The organism is Bacillus haikouensis (assembly GCF_013179555.1).
In the GTDB taxonomy this organism is placed as follows: Bacteria; Bacillota; Bacilli; order Bacillales; family Bacillaceae_B; genus Rossellomorea; species Rossellomorea haikouensis_A.
In genome coordinates, this window is record NZ_JABMCR010000056.1 from 1 (window position 1) to 19,472 (window position 19,472).

13 protein-coding genes are annotated in these 19,472 nt (G+C 38.0%); 7 read left to right on the top strand and 6 right to left on the bottom strand.

The window, feature by feature from the left end:
• Positions 1-1,275: zinc-ribbon domain-containing protein (locus tag HP456_RS07585; protein ID WP_172249637.1), on the top strand; the 1,275-nt coding region annotated here is incomplete at its 5' end.
• A gap of 610 nt (positions 1,276-1,885) precedes the next feature.
• Here HP456_RS07585 and HP456_RS07590 read toward each other — a convergent pair.
• Positions 1,886-4,411: an ornithine cyclodeaminase gene (locus HP456_RS07590; RefSeq protein ID WP_172249639.1), complete on the bottom strand. Its 2,526-nt coding sequence runs from the start codon at positions 4,409-4,411 to the stop codon at positions 1,886-1,888.
• A 472-nt stretch (positions 4,412-4,883) separates the two neighbouring features.
• Here HP456_RS07590 and HP456_RS07595 point away from each other — a divergent pair, with 472 nt between their 5' ends.
• Genes HP456_RS07595 through HP456_RS07605 form a run of 3 tightly spaced genes read left to right on the top strand, consistent with a single transcriptional unit; the run spans position 4,884 to position 6,801 of the window.
• Complete coding sequence (locus tag HP456_RS07595; protein WP_172249641.1) at positions 4,884-6,113, top strand: YHYH domain-containing protein; 1,230 nt, start codon at positions 4,884-4,886, stop codon at positions 6,111-6,113.
• Between the two features lie 12 nt (positions 6,114-6,125).
• Complete coding sequence (locus HP456_RS07600) at positions 6,126-6,410, top strand: hypothetical protein (protein WP_172249643.1); 285 nt, start codon at positions 6,126-6,128, stop codon at positions 6,408-6,410.
• Positions 6,373-6,801, top strand: coding sequence for a PH domain-containing protein (locus HP456_RS07605; RefSeq protein ID WP_172249645.1), 429 nt, complete (start codon positions 6,373-6,375; stop codon positions 6,799-6,801). The genes HP456_RS07600 and HP456_RS07605 overlap by 38 nt, the downstream gene beginning before the upstream one ends.
• 153 nt (positions 6,802-6,954) lie before the next feature.
• On the opposite strand, the gene HP456_RS07610 is transcribed toward HP456_RS07605, so the two are convergent.
• Both HP456_RS07610 and HP456_RS07615 read right to left on the bottom strand, forming a co-directional pair.
• Complete coding sequence (locus tag HP456_RS07610) at positions 6,955-8,424, bottom strand: DUF2357 domain-containing protein (protein WP_172249647.1); 1,470 nt, start codon at positions 8,422-8,424, stop codon at positions 6,955-6,957.
• Positions 8,399-10,630, bottom strand: coding sequence for an McrB family protein (locus HP456_RS07615; RefSeq protein ID WP_172249649.1), 2,232 nt, complete (start codon positions 10,628-10,630; stop codon positions 8,399-8,401). The genes HP456_RS07610 and HP456_RS07615 overlap by 26 nt, the downstream gene beginning before the upstream one ends.
• Before the next feature lie 164 nt (positions 10,631-10,794).
• Here HP456_RS07615 and HP456_RS07620 point away from each other — a divergent pair, with 164 nt between their 5' ends.
• Positions 10,795-12,171 (top strand): Sau3AI family type II restriction endonuclease, encoded by a 1,377-nt coding sequence (locus HP456_RS07620; RefSeq protein WP_312857743.1) that lies wholly within the window; start codon positions 10,795-10,797, stop codon positions 12,169-12,171.
• Between the two features lie 142 nt (positions 12,172-12,313).
• On the top strand, positions 12,314-12,736 hold the full coding sequence (locus HP456_RS07625; RefSeq protein ID WP_172249651.1) for a very short patch repair endonuclease: 423 nt from the start codon (positions 12,314-12,316) through the stop codon (positions 12,734-12,736).
• A 36-nt stretch (positions 12,737-12,772) separates the two neighbouring features.
• On the opposite strand, the gene dcm is transcribed toward HP456_RS07625, so the two are convergent.
• Positions 12,773-14,035 (bottom strand): DNA (cytosine-5-)-methyltransferase, encoded by a 1,263-nt coding sequence (gene dcm / locus HP456_RS07630; protein ID WP_172249653.1) that lies wholly within the window; start codon positions 14,033-14,035, stop codon positions 12,773-12,775.
• A 445-nt stretch (positions 14,036-14,480) separates the two neighbouring features.
• Here dcm and HP456_RS07635 point away from each other — a divergent pair, with 445 nt between their 5' ends.
• Entirely contained in the window at positions 14,481-14,735 is a 255-nt protein-coding gene (locus HP456_RS07635) for a helix-turn-helix domain-containing protein (protein ID WP_172249655.1), read from the top strand.
• 268 nt (positions 14,736-15,003) lie between these two features.
• Here the strand turns inward: HP456_RS07635 and HP456_RS07640 are convergent, their stop codons facing one another.
• The gene (locus tag HP456_RS07640; RefSeq protein WP_172249657.1) at positions 15,004-18,843 is read right to left on the bottom strand and encodes a reverse transcriptase domain-containing protein; all 3,840 of its coding nucleotides are present in this window, start codon (positions 18,841-18,843) and stop codon (positions 15,004-15,006) included.
• Between the two features lie 109 nt (positions 18,844-18,952).
• Positions 18,953-19,472 (bottom strand): glucosamine-6-phosphate deaminase (locus HP456_RS07645; RefSeq protein WP_172249659.1); only part of this gene is annotated, 520 nt, incomplete at its 5' end.

Here is a 19,472-nt window from a genome sequence, read left to right on the forward strand (position 1 = left end):
CAGGCATTATTTTATTATTTAAAAATGGTTTTCCCTAAAATAGATGGGGGTTTTGCCTATAATCCCGACACCAAAGAGAGTGTGGACATTTATCTATCAACTAAATATGCACCACTCCTTGACCCAATCGCCGGTATAGCAATAGAATACGACGGTTTCTATTATCATAAGGATAGAGTGGAATCGGATCAGCTTAAAAATGATTATTTACTTTCTAAGAATATCGTCATCATTCGAATTAGAGAATCTGGATTACCTGGTCTGAGCCAACATGAAAAATATATAGAAATCCACAGAAATCTGAAAGAACCTTATTCAGATGTCATCCGCCTGTGTCTGAAAGCACTGGCATCGTTCACGAAAAAGGACGCCGGTTCTAAGCTAAAAACACTCGACATTGATGTTGATCGTGACGAACTGAAAATCATTGAGATGTACAAACAGAAAATTGAAGAACAAAGTATTGCCTCTCATGAGGTATTGGCTGATCAATGGCATGAAGCGAAAAATGAGAACATTGATCCAAGAGCCATCAAATTAGGTTCCCAGCTGCGTGTTTGGTGGCAATGTGACAATGGCCATGAATGGCAAACCAGAGTGTCTCACCGTGCTGCCGGGCGGGGATGTCCTTACTGCAATAGCTTTAGCGTTGGAGAAGACAATAACCTCGAAGTGTTAATGCCTGACCTGGCAAATGAGTGGCACCCGACGAAGAATCATGGTTTATTGCCAACCGATGTGTCTCCAGGATCAGGGAAATATGCATGGTGGATCTGTGATAAAAAACACGAATGGGAAGCCAGAATTGGAAGCCGTGCCGAAGGTGTAGGCTGTCCATACTGCGCAGGAAAAAGGGTAAGCAGCGATAATTGCCTTGCAGCGATGCGACCGGATATTGCAGCTGAATGGCATCCTTCGAAAAATGGGGAACTAACACCGCAGCAAGTTGTACCAGGATCGAGTAAAATGGTTTACTGGCAATGCACGAATGAACATGAGTGGAAAGCGAAAATCCATCATAGAAATGAAGGCAGAGCCGGCTGTTCCCAATGTAAAGAGGAGGCAAACTCGCTAGAGACCCTTCATCCGGATATCGCCTCCTTCTGGGATCAACAGCAAAACAAACCGCTTCTTCCCCATAAGGTATCTCCCGGTATGAACAAAGCAGTCTGGTGGTCATGCCGCTGCGGTCATTCCTGGCAAGCCGGGATCAGGAATATGGTTCGTCGGAAACATAAGTGTCCGGAATGTAAAAGTATTGATAATAGAATGTAAGAATTTTTTATTTAGGAATAAGCGAAAAGCCCGTTAATCCGCTCTAACCAATTAGCATATCTGCAATATGTGAATTTTTCTTAAAGATAATTAAAAGGGATGATTCCCTTGCTTTGTGCAGCAGGAGAATCATCCCTTTCATTTCTAAGTATCTTCTATTTTAGAAAAAATTCAGAAACTTTGAGTACACTTCGACCTTTTTATTTTGAAAAAACCGAGAAGCCTGTCCCCAAAAATTTAACCTAGAGACGTCAAAAAGTCTTGAAGTCATTGGGGGAACCGTTGGACGGAATGTTGATGATGGCGGGGATGATTGCATAACCTGTTAAGAAATTAGAAAGCATGTGACCATTTTGTTTACAGGCTTTGTTTGTTATAGACTATAACGGAAACACTCTATACTTCAATATCCACCACCTCTTCAAACTCTACATCAATAATCTCAGGAAATTCTTTACGTAACTAATAAAATTCTTCTTTGACTTCATTTTCTGTCATGAATCGGCCAATTCTCGTACGATTCTCATGCCTATCCATAAAATTGATTGACATCCCCTGGGATCATCCCTGCCATGGCGAGAGACCCGCGGGGGGTCTTTTTTTTACATTTTTATAATTCGTAAATCTCAATTTTCTCATTAGTTTGTGCTACAAATTCAGCGTTCTTATTATCCACAAAAATTGAACGGTGGTAATCATTCGATTTGAAGGAATGACTCTTCAATACTTTACCATCCTTGTTGATAGCAGCTACAATCTTCTCTACATTACTAGAAACTACCCAAACAAATACAGCCTTATCCTCGACCCAAACAAGACTTGTGCAACTCCCCTTTGGAATAGAAGCATATCGCCAGATAAGTTCTCCTTTGAAATTGTATCCTCTTAATTCATTTTTCGTTGCCACTGCAATAGTCGATTCACCAGGAACCATAGATAAAATATTTTCTGATTCTTTTATATCCAGTACCTTATTTAAATCTTTATTGAATATCGAAATCAATCTTGTTCCGCTTCGTGTAATTAATAGATTATCCCTCGTCTCAACAGCTTCATACATCGCAGCAGTTAACTTGACTTCTTTACTATTATCATCGTTCTCCAAGAGATACTTCTTCTTATCTATTCTGGTAATTTTGAAACTGTTTGTTACAAGGTCATACAATCCCGCTCCAAATGATTTTTGTTCATCTTGTTTTTCCTTATCAGCATAGGAGAAATCCCACTTACCTTTTTCATTTCGGAATAATACTCCCTCTTCCCCTTTCTCACCCTTTTCAGACGAGAATTTTACTAGAGCTTTATCAGAAGAAACAAATTCGAGGTCAAAACCATGAGCGTTCACTTTGAATTTATTAAGTTGCTTTCCTTCTTTATTAAAGACAAACAAATGACCAGGTAAATAAGTAATTTCACTTCCAGAAGGAGCACTTGTGAAGAGATACTCTTTATCAGGAGACAAATACATAGACCACATTGTTGAATACATGTGATTTCTCCATTGAATATTACCTTCTTTATCATAGCAGGATAAGTAATGACTTAATCGGTCTTTCTCTCTCTGCCTATCGGTCATATTCCTACTTTCTTCATATGTCTTCTCCGGACCCTTCTCTACTAAGTAAACATGCTCATTAATTAAATCCACTTCTCTACTTCCAAACCAATCATCTTCACTTTCCAAAGACCACAATTTTTTAAACTTATTCGTTTCAGTGATTTCTAACGCAACATCGCTTTTTACATCCATTTCCGCACTTAAAAGATCTTTTGCTTCAAAATGCTCCCACTGATGGTTTTCAGGTGCCAACCAGAAATATCCTTGTGTATTGGTTGGTCCATCGAAGAATATATTATGACCAGACACATTAAACAATTCCATTCCCGGATGTCCCTCTGAACCAGTAATTAAATTCCCTGTATTCTTTTCTAATTCATATAAACGATTATCTTCAGAAACAACTAAGTACTTGTTTTGATCCGGAATCAGAGAAATAGTTGAAGCTTGTTTAGGAAGTTTTGCCCCATAGATGAACTTCCCTTCTCTGCTTAACCAGAATGTTTCACCTGATTTAAAAGAAACAATTAGTTTTTCATCTAACCACTTAATAAATCGACCTTCATTTTTAAAGGAATTAAGCCAAATCAGTTCGCCCTTATTACTCCAAGCAGATATTCTCCCCTTTTCTTCTAGGATGAATAACATATCTGTATATGAGTCATGTGCAAATCCAGCATAGGGAGAGTTGAATGTCATTCGCTCAAACCCCATAATAAATTGGTTTGCTAGCTGCTTTGCGTATGCACTAATCGCTTCCTCTTCGGTCTTAGGTGGTTCTGACAAAGAGCTCTGTAATTCGTTGTACTTTTCTTGAAGTTCATGTTCCTTTAATTCCGAAATGGCAATCCTTGCTTCAAGGTTTCCGGATACATCAAAACGGTACAATCTATCCATGCTTCCAACTAAAATATCCGAAGAATCAGCAGAAATATCTAACAAATATGGCATAAAGGCAATTTCCCCGAACATAGTCTGCATTTTTTCTTTAAAGTAAACTCCCCATTTAAAATTACCATCGTACCCAAAACAATATAATTCACCTGGTCCGTCGTATGTTTCCCTTGTTCCCACCAACCAGAAATCTTTGCCCATCGCAAAGTTAAAAGGTTGCCAAGTGAATTCAAATAAAAGGTATGTATTACTGTGAAAGTCTAAAAAAGCAACAGTTTCTTTGTTATTTAAAATGATACCCTTATCACTAGCCGCGGCGATACTCATTTTTTCTAACTTTGTGTCCTTTAATGAAATAACTTTCGTACTTTCTTTCGACACGATTTCAATACTTTTAACAGCTTCTGTGATAATGATTTTATCAGAATGATATAAATGCCTGAACTTTCTTCTCGACCTCTTTTCAAACCCAATTAACTTAGGGTTTGTTTTGTCTGTTTTGAAAAATTCGTCCCACGATTCATATGAATTGGCAACAATACTTTCAATTCTTCCTTTGTTAAATCGTGGAACAATTATATTTTTAACAAAAGCATTATTTTTAAGCTTTACTCTATTATCTGAGTGTTCTTTTTCAACTTTTGTCCCACTAAATAGGTTCTTAATAGATTTAAATATACTCACATTCAATCTCCCATCATTTCTTGATAATTCCATTATAAAGCACAGATTCACGAGTGTCTTTTGAATGACACTATATCCAAATTATCCCTAAAGTTTGATAATTCAATTTTTTATAGAATTATTCAGAGAAAAGGAGAAGGTTTATATAGGATGATTAATATTAAATTATTTTTTTAAGAAAACACTAAAAAGAATGGGGAGGGTTCCCAGTGATTAAATCGGAACCCTCCCCACTTAATATAAGATAGGTGAATAGGAGGAAAAAGCTAAACCCTTTATTTCGGTTAAGACCTGTAATTTCCTGTACCACTCTACTAATCTCTTTTTATAAATGGTGAATTCAAAATAAATTTCAAAATAAATTTACATTCTTCATCATAAACATAAATTTAGATAAATTCGGCATCTAGAAATCACCAAAATTTAACTATATAATAGGAATTAAGTAATATTCAAATAATGGAGGAAAAAAATGATAAAAAAGGTTCTTGCTATTACTTTATTATTATCTTTAGTTTTTGGATCAATTGCTTTTGCCCATAGCGGAAGAACAGACTCTAGTGGTGGTCATAATTGTAGTGATAAATCAAAGGCAAAAGGACTCTGCACTGGTTATCATTATCACAATGGTGGGGAAACATCTACTGATAGTAGTGGCTCTTCTACAACTACACAACCTGCAGCGACAAGAAATGATAAAGATTGTTCTGAATTTGGCAGCTATGATGAAGTAGTAGATTACTGGAATTCTAAGGGATATTCAGCTACATATGACCCAGAAAACCTTGATGGTTGGGGAAACGGGGTAGTCGATGACGGCATACCGTGCGAAGCTCCAGGCGGTTATGATAAAACAAAGATTAATAACAGTCCTGAACAAGCACAACAACAACAGGATCAAGCAGATCAAGCAATCGGAGACGAACAAGGGTATGCTCAGGGATTAAAAGACGGTTATAATGAGGCAGCTTCTAATAGTTCAACATCAGAAGGATCTGATGCTTTTAATGAGGGATATGCCACAGGTTATGACAAGGGTTATAACGAAGGAAAGTCCAAAATTGAAAAAGAAAAGAAACAAGCTTCAGAGGCAGGTTACTCCCTTGGTCAACAGCAAGATAAATTATCATTACCTGAAAAATACGCTTCCCATAAAGGTTTGAAAAAGTCCTATGAGGATGGTTTCAATAAAGCGTTAAAAGAACGACTTGAAGCAAAGAAGCAAGAGTTCACAAAAAAAGGCTACAATGATGGGAAAAAGGATCAACATTCTCCACCTTCAGGGCAGGATGATACACTAGTCGATGCCTATGAAACTGGTTATAAAAAAGCTCAGGAGGAACTAAAACAAGAGTATTATGACAAAGGATATGAAGCTGCCTTTTCATTGATTAAATACGAAAATCCAGGTTACGAGAATGATAAATTCAACTCTTGGTTTAAAGATGGCTTTGATTCCAACAAAGAAGTTAAAACCATTAAAGAAGCTGGATTATCTTTAGGACAACAAGGGGAAAAGTTATCAATTCCAAATGAATTTGCCAAAGGGGAAAAAATATTCAAGCATTATTATGAGCTGGGATATAAAGAGCATGAAGAACAACAAAAAAATGCAAGATCAACTGCTGCCGGTGGGTTTGGATTAGCAGCATTAGGATGGTTAGGAAGAAGGCTATACGTTGCCAAGAAAATGATAAGTTAAGAGGTGAAAAAAATGGGCGTTTATCAAAAGCTATGTTTTAAAGTCGAAGATTTCTTCGTCAAGACACTCACAAAAAAACAAGATGAGTCCATGGTTAAAGAAAAAGTAGCTAGTTATCGAACTAAAAATGAGAATCGTCGTCTCCAATTAAAAGAAGAAAAGAAGATAAATGCTGAAGAGCAACAACGCGTACGTACTCTACAGCAACAAGAAAGAGAACGAGTACGGATAGAAAAGGAAGCAGAAGAAAAACGGGTAATTGAAAATCTGCTTTCTCAAGTTATGGATACTCAATAGCTCATATACCACTTATGAATTTAATGAGATTAAGAAGAACAAAGCTTTCTTCCAATCCCTATTAACCAACGTATTTGAACCGAACGAAAAAGCACTGACCTTTATTCACTGTGAGTACGATAAAACGAAGAAACAAGAAATCAAGGGTTATTTAATCCCCACGAACAAGAGAATGTTGTTTTTAAATAAAAACCTGACATTCATGGATAAATTCAGATATCAGACAGTAATCAACGTCAATTGGTTTAAAGACGGGTTGTTTGAAAAAGGGTTGAAAATACAATATGGGAAAAGAAGATTGGAATTTGATGAAATCTTTGATCAAGACCAAATGCAGCGGGTTGGCGATATTATCTTAAACAAGTCTAATAAAAGGGTAATTAACAGTTGATAAGAAACAGAGTTGAAGACATGATATGCCTTCAACTCTGTTTCTTATTTATAAATAATGAAGTATGGAAATTCCCAAACCGCCAGCTGAATATTTAAGTGAGATGCACTCAGCACTTACTAAAGTATTTTACTGTGAACTTAAGGTCATACCCTAAATTACTTCACTAATAACCTTTGACAATAAATCCTTCAGTCGTTCATTTTCACCCCCAGGCACCATTTGAATAGCCCCCATTTTATAACGTTCATGATACCAGTCCTGAAAGTACCTCATCGACTCCGCGAAATCTTCATTAGTCGGGGTCAAAATATACACATCCTGGACGGCTCTTCTTTCTGTCTCCCTATGTAAGATTCCATCCCTGTACTTATGCATCTCACCAAGTGCCGTCCCCAGATTCCCTGGCACTCTGTATTTTGGATCGAATATGATGATCCCCTCCTCATACTCCAGTACGATATCCGGTATCATCCTTTGGGTGAAAGTATGGAATTCCTCAGAATTATATTGATAGTTACGCTGAAAATAGAGGGACATACCATCCCGAAGTCCAATCCGGCTTTCCTTGTTTAGGGACAAGTCCAAGAATAGTCCACTATCGGTGGTTCTATATAAGTCGCGGGTATCCTCAACCAAGTCCAGTTCCCTCAACATCCCCACTATTTTCATGAAACACCACATCTCATATAATTCGAACGTATCCTTCATGGCAATGGGATAGTCGAATCCGATTCCTTCCCTATCATGCCGATAAAGTTGTTCGAACCATTGGTACCACTGTCTGTACACCGGATGTTTCCTGAATTTCTGAGTGATTGTATACGGACCTTGATGCATGGAAACCTCCTGGATAAATGGAGCGTTCAACCATCTCCTGGTGATGGAATGATATTTCATGGCAGCCTTAGCCACCCCTGTCCTTTCCACTTCCATATAGGAACGTAAAAGAGTACTTAAGTCGAACAGCTGTTTTTTCAGTACCTGATTTTCATACATGTCAACCGTCTCAAACGTTTTGGCTGTCTCAACATGGAGGGGTATCTGTTCCCCGTACCCACTTTTATCAAGCCAGTGCAGTGTCTTCTGTTCGACGCGCTGCACCCGTTCCCTCTTTTGATTGATTGGAAGTTTGATGAGACTGCTGAATAGCTGTTTCTCAATACGGGTATAGATCCTGCGGAGCTGCTTGAATGACCTTTCGATATATATCCACTGTGTCCATGAAGCTCCCCGGTTCCATCCCGATGCACTTACTTCCCTCTCCAATCCATTCAGTTGAAAGCATGTATTACTTTCTTCTAAAATCTCCTTGATCATCAAATCAAACTGCTGTTCCGTCAGCTTACGGGAATCAGGATAGATGAATGTTTCACGTACTTGGCCATTCAAGGACACCTTAATGCTACCGCTTTGAAAAGGGGCAATGAAGGTGACGTAGAGGAAGTCGCCATCTCGATGGAAAGGCAGCGGCACCCCTTGTACTCTCAAGTCGATTACTTCCCCTTCATACCTTAGTTTGTACTCCGAAGCCTCTGTTAAAAAGGCATTCATAAATGGCTTCCAACCTTCAGCAGGCAGCCAGATTTCCAATTGGTTATCTCCAGAACTGAGTCGCACCATAATACTCCAGCTCCTTCTGCATCCTTTTCACATGATGCAAGGAAACATGGCTTCCTTCCAAGTTAACGGACAACCATCGATTCAGCTCCCCTAGCATATCGGATATCCGTTCATCCCCCCGTATCTTGGTGAGTACTTTTTCTGTTATCACACCGTCTAAAGACTCCATGGCGTCCATTGCATGCTCAGTTCCCAACTGATGATTCGCATATAGCTTTTGCAACATCTCCCCCATTGTCCTGTAACCAAAATGAAGGTCATAGGCAGCTAAAGTGGAATGCAGTTCTTTCAGCAAGTCGAATTCCCTTGATAGGACACTCTTAATATCCGCGTCGATCCTTTCCCAGAAGGTCGTGAAGTCCACGTCCGACAAAGTCATCACAAATGCCCGGTCCAACACTTTATCAGATATGGAATGAGTGGTCTCGTCCACATTGATGGTGCCGAGAATATATATATTCGGCGGGATGGTCAGTTTTTGAGGTACATCCTTCACATAATCATCACTATGTAGCGGGATTTCCTTCCTCGATTCCACCGCACTTAGATAATCGCTCAAATAATATTCCACCCGCGCCAAGTTCATTTCATCAAGCAGGATGAAATGAGGCTTTTCACGTTCCTTCAACGCATTCAATATCACGTTCAGGAATTCAGTTTTCACATACCTCTTCTCGAAGGAACTGTAGTAGCCGAACAAGGAACTCGCATCCGTCCAATCAGGGCGAACCGGTATGATGCTGAAATAAGGATTTTCACTTTCATAATCCAGCCCATATACAGCATTGGCATAAAGGCGGCATATCTGTGTTTTTCCGGTCCCCGAAATCCCGCTCAATACCACGAAATGCTTGTCATCGAGTGCGGTCAGATTGAGATGCAGATCACGTACAATCGCCTTGGAAAAAGTGAATTGACTGTTCTCTATCATGTCCAGTATTTCTCCGAATCTGAAATTCGGTTCGAGCGTGCCTATCTCTTCGGGATCTTCCCTATCTTCGATTTCAGATTCCTCTTCCTCGTGATCAAAAGGTAATTCAACCGCTTTCCTGGCATGGGCAAATAGCAGAGCTGCATCGATGAAGTTCTTCTTCACCTGATGCGCCCCTTCAATGAACATTTCGGTATCATTATCATAGGTACCAACATAATAGGAGGTATCGTCCACTTTGATTCCATGCTCCTGTAGCAAGCGCATGGCTTCCGCCTTAATTTCCTGATTATCCATACTTTGAGTAGCAAATAACTTCTTGATCCACCATTCTTTTGTACCCTCAGAGAGGATTTCCCGCACATTGGTGAAAATCTGGTTGCCTCCAGCCACCCGGACGACAATCGTTTGGAATGGGGAGTTTTTGTCGTTATAATCAAGATAGTCAATATTGCCCTTGGTAATCATCTGATCTCCATCATTTATTTGAAAAGATTGTCTGTTTCCTTGGGATTTAAGTTTTTCAACTGAGGAAATCTCTACTGAATATGGTCTGCCGAGTAACTGGGTTTCTTCTATATCCCGTATGGTAGACAATAGTTGCAAAGCCTTCCATGCCCTTTGCCCATTCTTTATTTCATCATTAAAGTAATATCTGAACTCACTTAAGCCGTCCCAAACTTCTTGTAAATGTCTCCTCAGTTCTTGCTCGTTCATCTGACCATCCAGAGCAAAACCTTTACCAACTAGGAAGGATGGCCTCTTTCTTGGCTTTATACAGCTTTTTACATACCCTTCGATTTCACCTTTTGGCAACTTCTTCTTTTCTTTCCAACCAGTGAATATCGAATATTCTGCAGGTATGGAGGACAACACTCTTTCGATAACATCACTCCTGACCCAGGACCAAAAAGGTATGAAGCTTACTTCTGTATGTATTAATAATGAACGATCGATTCCGTTCAATTCCAAGGTGAATAGGTTATATTCCTTTCCGGAAGATTTCATATATAGACCAACAAAGTACTTCCTGCCCATATCAGAATTCTTTTTCTTTTCTGCATAAGTAGGATTTCGAGAATCATGATAAGTTGTCGTCAATGTCATATCATAGTTACGTATATATAACTCATCCCCCAATGGAATATCCTTTGAATCTATAAATCTTTCAAATATCCCAGTTAAGTTGGGAGCCACTTCATCAAGCACCCTCCGGCACCTGACCTCTGTATTATCTTCATCAAATAAAGATTGATAGTGAGTAAGGTTCAACATGTTTTCACCTTCTAATTTGTTATTTTCTGATTCTAGACTAGCATACTAATGGGAGGAAACGGGAAAGATTCTTCTTGCTCGGTTCAAACCATATACATAATTTTACTTTTCTAGTAAACTAAAAACCAAGTAAACAAAACATTCGCTCAAAGGATAAGGAGAATATGATGATATATGAAACCATAGAAGAACTGATGATCAAAGCACAAGCAGCGGAAGGAAAAACTTTTGGTGAAATAGACAATACGGGTAGGATTAAAAACCTCCGTTCAAAAGGGACACTAGGTAATATCATCGAGGAAAGTTATTTCGGCTATGAGATAAACTCGGTATCCAAACCGGATTTCGAAAACTTGGGTGTGGAACTGAAGGTCACCCCTTTCAAGAAAAATAAGAATGGTACATATTCTTCAAAGGAACGATTGGTCCTCAACATCATCGATTATATGAAAGAGTTCAAATTCACATTCGAGACGTCCTCTTTCATGAGCAAGGCAGCCAAGATGCTGATTATGTTATATCAGCACGAGCCGGATGTGGAGATAAATGATTACCGTATTTTCAAAGCATTCCTGAATGAGTTCTCCGAAGAAGATCTGGCGGTGATGCGTCGGGATTGGGAAACCATCGTGACAAAAATAAGAAATGGCGAGGCGCATCTGATTTCGGAAGCAGATACAATGTATTTGTCCGCTTGTACCAAAGGCGTAAATAAATCCAGTGTCCGCCGGCAACCTTTTTCGCCAATCGAGGCTAAACAACGTGCTTTTTCACTAAAGGCCTCGTACATGACAGGCTTGATTGCCAAATACCTGACTCCGGAACACATGGAATCCATCTCAAAACCTGGGGAATTGAATACCAAGACGCTGGATGAAATCCTGAACGAAAGATTCATGCCTCATTACGGGAAAAGGGTGGATGTACTGTGCCAGGAAGTCGGCCTAAAATATAATCCTGAAAACAAATCCATGATTCCACATCTGATGACAAGATTACTTGGTGTCACCAGGAATGACATTGATCAAATCGAGGAATTTTCAAAGGCGAATATCAAATTCAAAACCATACGCCGTGAACCGGATGGAAAAATACGTGAGCACATGTCATTTACAAACATAGATTTCGATACGTTGATAGAAGAAGAGTGGGAAGATAGTGATTTGTTCAACATGTTCTCGGAGCAAAAATATCTTTTCTTGGTATTCAGATTCACTGAAAATTATCAAAAAGGATTAAAACGGGTCCCTTATTTCGAAGGAATCAAGCTTTGGAACATGCCCCAGGAAACGATTGAAGGCGAATCATATGACTTATGGGCGGAGACACGCAGGATTGTGAGAGAAGGTGTTGAATTGGTCCAAAAAGGTAATCGGGTAAATAATAATCTCCCTGGTTCCAAGTTCAATCGAATTTGTCATGTAAGATCAAAAGCACAAGACGGTGATGATAAAGTCATGCTTCCTGACGGCCAATGGATAACTAAGCAAGGCTATTGGCTGGATAAAGAGTATATACAAAAAATATTGGATAAAAGATAAATTGTAAGCCGCAAGGTCCTTCTTGTGGTTTTTTCTTATGAGCCCAGAAGTATCTTTATGTAGAAGCCTTTTGTATGGCAATGTTTATCTATCTCCAAAGCTAGGTAGTATAAACATATACCATCAAAAGGAGTTCGTTAAAATGAAGAACCCTAAAACAACAGAGGAAAGAAGCAAAATCATGGGGTCCATCAAAGCTGTCTCGAAATTGGAAAACATGGTGACCGAAGAATTGTGGAGCCGTGGTTACAGGATTCGGAGAAATGTAAGGTCATTAAAAGGAACACCCGATATCGCCATAAAGAAGTATAAAGTAGTGGTCTTCATCGACTCCTGCTTTTGGCATCTTTGCCCCATCCATGGTAAGATACCTAAATCCAACGTCGAGTTCTGGACAGAAAAGTTGACTAGGAATCAAGAACGCGACAAAGAAGTGATGGAATATTATAAGGAAAAAGGCTGGAATATCCTACGCCTCTGGGAACATGAGATACGCGGGGAGTTCGAAAGTGCTATCCAGAAGATATGTGACTTCATTGATGAAGCAAAAGCGGAATACAAATAAAGGACTCTCCTGAATCAATCCAGGAAAGTCCTTTATTTATTGTGAATCCGTATCCGAAAACACCAAATCAAGTTCAACTTGATTCCCATCGATATTTTCTTTCTCGATTTCCGATATGCGCTTACCAATACGCTCTATCAAACCGACGACCAATGCATTCCCCATACAGAAGTACCTCATCCTCTCAGTCATACCTTCCGTCCACTCATCGGGGAATCCATTCAGGCGTTCACACTCGACCGGTGTCAGGATACGCAGCCTTTTCGTCTGTGGATCTTCCACCACATGAGTGCTTCGGTTGACTGTGCCTTCGCTCGTCAACATCGTCCTTCCAGGCTTGTCCAATGGCTCAGGGAAAGCCATGCCACCTTCGGAAAATGTGTATTTATGCCCTGTGGCTGAAGTCCTTTCAATCCTTTTAGGACCTTTTAGATATGTGAACTTTTCAACGGCCGCTTCTGACAAATAATATCTATCGTCAACATCTGATTGAAGGATATCCTTCAATGGAGTCGGTGATTCTTCAACAGGTGTGACTTCTTCCGTATAGACCAAATCGTCCCTCATGATGCCGGCATTATAGTAATTCATCGAAAATTCATCTGAGATTTCCACAAGATCCTTCTTCATGATGAAGGATTGAGGCTTTTTCTTCTCAGAAATACCTTCCTTCACCGGGAAAGCCTTCGCAAAGAAGCCTTCCTCGTGTATCATCTGGGTTTCATCGAATCCCCTTCTATTAACGACATAAGGGGTTTCATTCTTCGTGGCAAAGATGAATACCCTCCTTCTTCTCTGGGCTTGTCCATATTCAGCTGCATTGATGACTCTCCACTCCACTGAATATCCCAAGTCCCGTAAGCTTGCCAACATAATGGAGAAATCCCTTCCCCGTTGCTTGGAAGGTGACTTCAGCAATCGATCAACATTTTCAAGCAAGACATATCTTGGACTCGTCTCCCTCATCAGTCGGGTGATTTCCCAAAAGAGGACCCCTTTCTTTCCTTGAAGCCCTTTTTCCCCATTCAGACTCCTCGCCACTGAATAATCCTGGCAAGGGAATCCACCAACAATCATGTCGATATCCTGGTTCTTGAAAGTCTCTCCATCCACCGAGCTGATATCTTCGTTGGAGTGTTCACCTTGACCTTCAAATCGACGTGCATAACAATCGAATGCATGCTGCGCCTTTTTCGAAGGCTCCCATTGGTTCCCCCATACAACATCGAAACCGCCTGCAGCTTCCAACCCGATACGGAAGCCGCCAACTCCGGCAAATAATTCTATAACATTCATCAAAACCGAACATCCTTTCGGTATATATTTAAGTTAATTATAATAAATATTGACTAAAAGATCAACTATTTATGCTAAATAATTTAATATTAATCAAAAGTTAATTATAACAGATAAAGCATCACTCAATATATAGGCAGATATTGATAATATATTAATTCGTATTATAGAAATTTTCTTATTTCTATATAATAGGTCCGTTGAAATTTCAATGAATCAATCCTTAACCTCAATTTAACATTTTAATAAGGATTCCATGAATCATAGATAGTCAAACCACCCGTTTTCTATCAAATTTTCAGTTGAACACCGAGTAGTGTTTCCAACTGAAAAAGTATAGTTTCAAAAAAACTTTTATTTTTTTACATATTTAGGAATAAAGGAACCAACTGTGCGTGGTGGACGTTTTTCCCCGATTCGATAATGGTTGTAAAAAGGGGAGAAACCTTTGGTAAACCACAAAAAATTGAGTTATGCGGAAATCGTAGGGATTCATTTAAAGCGAAGAAGACAGGAATTCGGGATGACACAGGCGGAATTCGCTGAGACAATTGGTCTATCTGAAAAAGGGTATGCAAAAATCGAACGTGGTAAAAATGCCCCTACATGCAGAACACTATCCAAAATACTTATAAAGGCAAAAATCAGTATAGATCGGCTTCTACAGGATGTAGAAGAAGATAAACATTTATTAGAAGATTGACTTGCCATCATCAATAAGTTGTAAACGAGGGGATTAACATCGCAAAACAAGAATTGATCCTATTAAAAGATAAGCATACATACAATTTTATGATTCTCGGCTTTAGCCGTAAAAATGATTATGGGGAGATTTATTTTACCGATCATAATAAGAGGACTTTTGTTTATAGGGGTTCCGATTTGAAGACAGTAATAAAAGTAGCTAAGAGAGAAAGCAGCTTACTGCGGGAGTAAGCTGCTGCTTTTCATCAATTCTGAACTACTTTTCTTTACTTCCTTCCTTCATAACCTGCAGGAGGAGTTTTAATATCTGGAAAGGCTTGTGGTTTAGAAGTTCCTTTAAATATAGAAGGATCAATTTCAAAAATACTAATCGCTATTTGTTGATTTCCATGAACATGTGCAATAGTACGTTGATGCTTTGAAAAAGGAGCTTGAACTGTTGAACCTCCAAATTCACCAGTATTGGCCAAAATAATTGGTTGATACATATGGTAGTGTAGATAACTAACCATATTATCAAAGGTTTGAATATCTTTATTTAGTGCAGAAATTATAAAGACATCTGACACCCCTCTTAAATCTGCAGCAATACCTAAGTCGGTAGCATCATAACAAATTGCACCTGCTAATCGAATAGGATCTCCATTAACTCCCTGTAATTCAATTAAGACTTGGTATGGCCGATGGGGACTGATTCCCATGGTTTTCTCTGGTTTAGTCATATGGTGTTTTCCTTGATAGACATGAATAAATTCTCTGCCAGAACTGTGTTCTGACCTTAAAAGCCATAGTGCTTGATTTATTGGCTTTGAGTAAGTATTCGATTGCATAAATGTAAGGCCAGTAAAAATGTGAGCTTTGGTTTTATCTGAAAGGCTTCTTAAAATTGGAATATCATCTGGATGGACTGATAATTCAGGAAAAACTATCACATCAACCCCTTCAAAAGCCTCTTTATCCTTGTCATGCAAATCTTTTCTAGCACGAATGGTAGACTGAACTTGCTTGTTAACTAAGTGACAAATAGACGCTAAATGATCGCGATGTTTATTTCTAAATGATTCGTTCCATTTAGATGGATCTTTCTCATTGAAATCTTTTAGTTGAGGAAGAAGTGGTTGTACTATAGCAAATCTCAATTTATTATTTTTATCTTTCAATCTACTTGAAATAGGTAAGGTGTACATAGGTGTTTGGGATAGTTTTCCATAGATGTTTCTCTGGTGATTAATTCTCATATCTATTATTCTTTGCAAATCTCCTAAACTTGATATGTCATTCCATTTTTCAATTGCCTCATCCCACTGAGTAATGCCTGGCCACTGTAGCAGTTTATATAAAAATTCACTTAACCATGGTGTAACTGGCATTGAGTCATCCAGTAAACCTTTACCTTGATTAATCATTGCAAACTGACGAGTATAAACTGTTGATTTTATCCCTTTATATTTCCCTAGATCTTCAGAATAGAGAAATGTATGACTTGTAAAATCATATCCTCCAACAATAGCCGCTCTTAATATAGTCCCAAGTGTATACATCCATTTAAACTTTTTCTCAATCCACCTTGGAGGGGTAACTAAATTGAATGTATGCTTATCCTTCTTTAAATCCCAACTTATTTTCAAACCATTAAAGTGAGGATTTTGTATCTGTCCCCAATCTCTACAAGAGACTTTCAGATTTTCAATTCCCTTACCATCATTTAGATAATCAATTGAATTCGGGTCATCTAAAATGTTTTTAGTAAGTAAAAGTAATGCATTTTCTTGTATAAAAGGATTATTCTTACTTTGAATTACATTTAATAAGAACATTGAATCTGTTAGGTTAGTATTAAACTCATTATTTTTATTATGATTAACACTTAGCCTAATATAGGATGGCACTAACAATTTCCATTTTTCATTCTTAATACGTTGGGATGTAAGAATTTCGATGAATAAGTCAGATCGACTAATTGCAAGAGTTCTAATTACACTCTTCCTTATATTTTCATTTTTTATTTTATTCATTAATTCTATAAACCAAGAAACGTATTTCTTTTTATTTGGATGAATTTGTTGAGCAATAATAGATGTAGCTAGTCTGTCCTTTAAATTTTTTTGAGGATTTGAACTTATTTTATATAGGGCTGCTTCTTGTAAAAATCTATATTCGGTTAATTCTTTTTCATTTTCATCAATCGTAAACCCTAAATCGTTATTAGTTAATAAAAATAAGATAGCCTGCTGCTTAACAAACCAAGGAAATTTTTTCTCCCCATTTAGTAACCTTTTGGCAAATGCAGCAAGTTCTTCGCGGAATGCTATTAGGTCTATAGATTTTGGATATACATTACCTGATTGGTACCCAATGCTTATTGAAGCTGAACGCAATAGATCTGAAATAACGTATTCTGCACTCTTTCTTTCTGCGGAATCGGAAAATAGTTTTAATTTTAACGCCTCAAGAACAGGAGTTAATAAATTTACATCTGGAAATAATTCAAATCCACATTTTAATAGTAAAGAAAGAGAAGGATTATAAGACCACACTGATATTAAATTCCTTGCAACAGTTTCAAACTCATGATCTAGCATTTGACCTGCTGTAAGAGAGCTTAGATCTGTTTCATTATTTACCAATTCACTATGTACAGTCATACTTTTCTTCTCTCGTAATGTATTTACTAATCTTGTTGCACTGAACCTCTTTAATGTGTCATCCTTTACATCTATATGGGGGATAGAAATTCTTGAAAGCTCAAGTAGATTCCCTTTTTTCCTTTTAGTCTCTTCAAAAACATCAGATACTTTAAGTAAACCAACCAATTCACTAATAATCTGATGAAGTGAATCCATATCAGGAGTTCCACTTATTCTGTGTTGAAGGGAGTTCATCACTGAAGACATATTGTTTTCATTGGAAAATTGGTGATAAGAGATAATGTTAGTCTTTTTCTCATTTAATTTAATCTTCTTATTTACACTGCTTTTTATCACTTTTAAATGTTGTACCATTTTACTATTAATAAAATCATGAATGTCCTTCTTAATCTTTTCTAATTCAATTTCATTTGGTGCTTCCACTACAATCCGAATGTCATCAACATAACGGCAATAATCTAGTATTTTTAGATTTTTTTTTACTATTTCCTTTATAGATTTTCCTACCATCCTATCAAATCTTACTAGATAAGCATTGGCTAAAAATCCGCTGGCAACTAATCCTTGGGGCAATCCCAGTGCGGATTTAGCGCTATTTAAAATCTTGTCATCTTCACTATAATCATTTTCGCTCCATTCCCAATTGAAGATTTCTTTGGTTTTCTTCCAGAATGCTTCGTCACTTTTATATTCTTGGAGGGGGTGGTATTGAGAATAATAGTTTTCATATAAATATTTCAGCTCATCAATTAATGCCTCTGAATCTATCGAATTATAATATTTACTTAAATCAAGCGATATTACATACAACTCTTTACTCGAGTCTAAAATTGAAGAATAGTAATTACACACCTCTTTTGGTCTCTTCAAAAACCCTTTATAATCCTCATAGTATTGTCTATAACACTTAGAGTTCCCCCAACTAAATTTAGCCTGTTGCTTTTTGTTTGAATGGTCGATCCATTGACAGTGTAATCGATTACCGTAACTATAAACTTCATGCCGCTGAGCTTTTAGGAAATCGTAGGCATCTGTTGGTCCCTGAGCAGTTTCTATAGCATCTGCTAAACATAGCATAACTGTTGTCGCTAATGTTTGATCCCGAATAGATATATGGGCTAATGGTCTTAAATCTTGCTTGCATCTTTCACCATTTTCATCTATTGGATACCACGAATTTTCATCCTCTGGGAAATTCCATTGTTGATTCTTTGGAGCATATACTACCCTTAGAGGACTTGGCTTGAATGTTTCATCCTCCATTTTATCTGCCCAGTTCTTTAGTTTTTCCTCCAAATCTACAATTGAACAATCTAATTCCAAAATGTCTACATACCAATTATGCCTTCGAATATACGTATGTGATTTTTTCCATGCTTGAGCTAGAATAATCTCATCTTTTAAATATTCTATTTTCGGGGCGATATTATCATAATCTTTGATTAGCAAATTCAACATTTATCACCTTTCTACTTTTCATTTAGGAGATTAAGGCGTGGTTAAAATTTCCACCTTCAGTTACGATAATAAGTATATCAAACAACCAAGGAGAAATTCATGCTATTATTCATAAACTATTAACAATGTTATCTATCCCCACAGCTCCCTCATCCACCACCAACGTAACATCCCCATGCCCCTTCAACACAGAAGCAGGAAAACCCTCATCAGGATCACACTCTAACAGGGTTTTCACTGCATTTGCCTTATGACTGCCCGAAGCCAGCAGCAGGATCCGTTTACTTTTCAATATCGATTTGATCCCCATCGTAATCGCATACTGAGGAACTTCATCCAAAGAAGAGAAATATCTGGCGTTTGCTCTTCTAGTCGATTCTGCAAGTTCCACGATGTGAGTTTCGCTTTGAAATGAGGTCCCGGGTTCATTAAACCCGATATGGCCATTCGAACCGATCCCCAAAATCTGCAGGTCTGGGGGTCCGATTTCTTCTATCAACCTTTCATATCGGTGACATTCTAATTCCAATCCTTCTCCGTTTCCAATGGGAATATGAATATGATCCGGGGAAACATTGATATGGTTGAAAAGGTTATTCATCATATAAGCGTAATAGCTCTGTGGATGC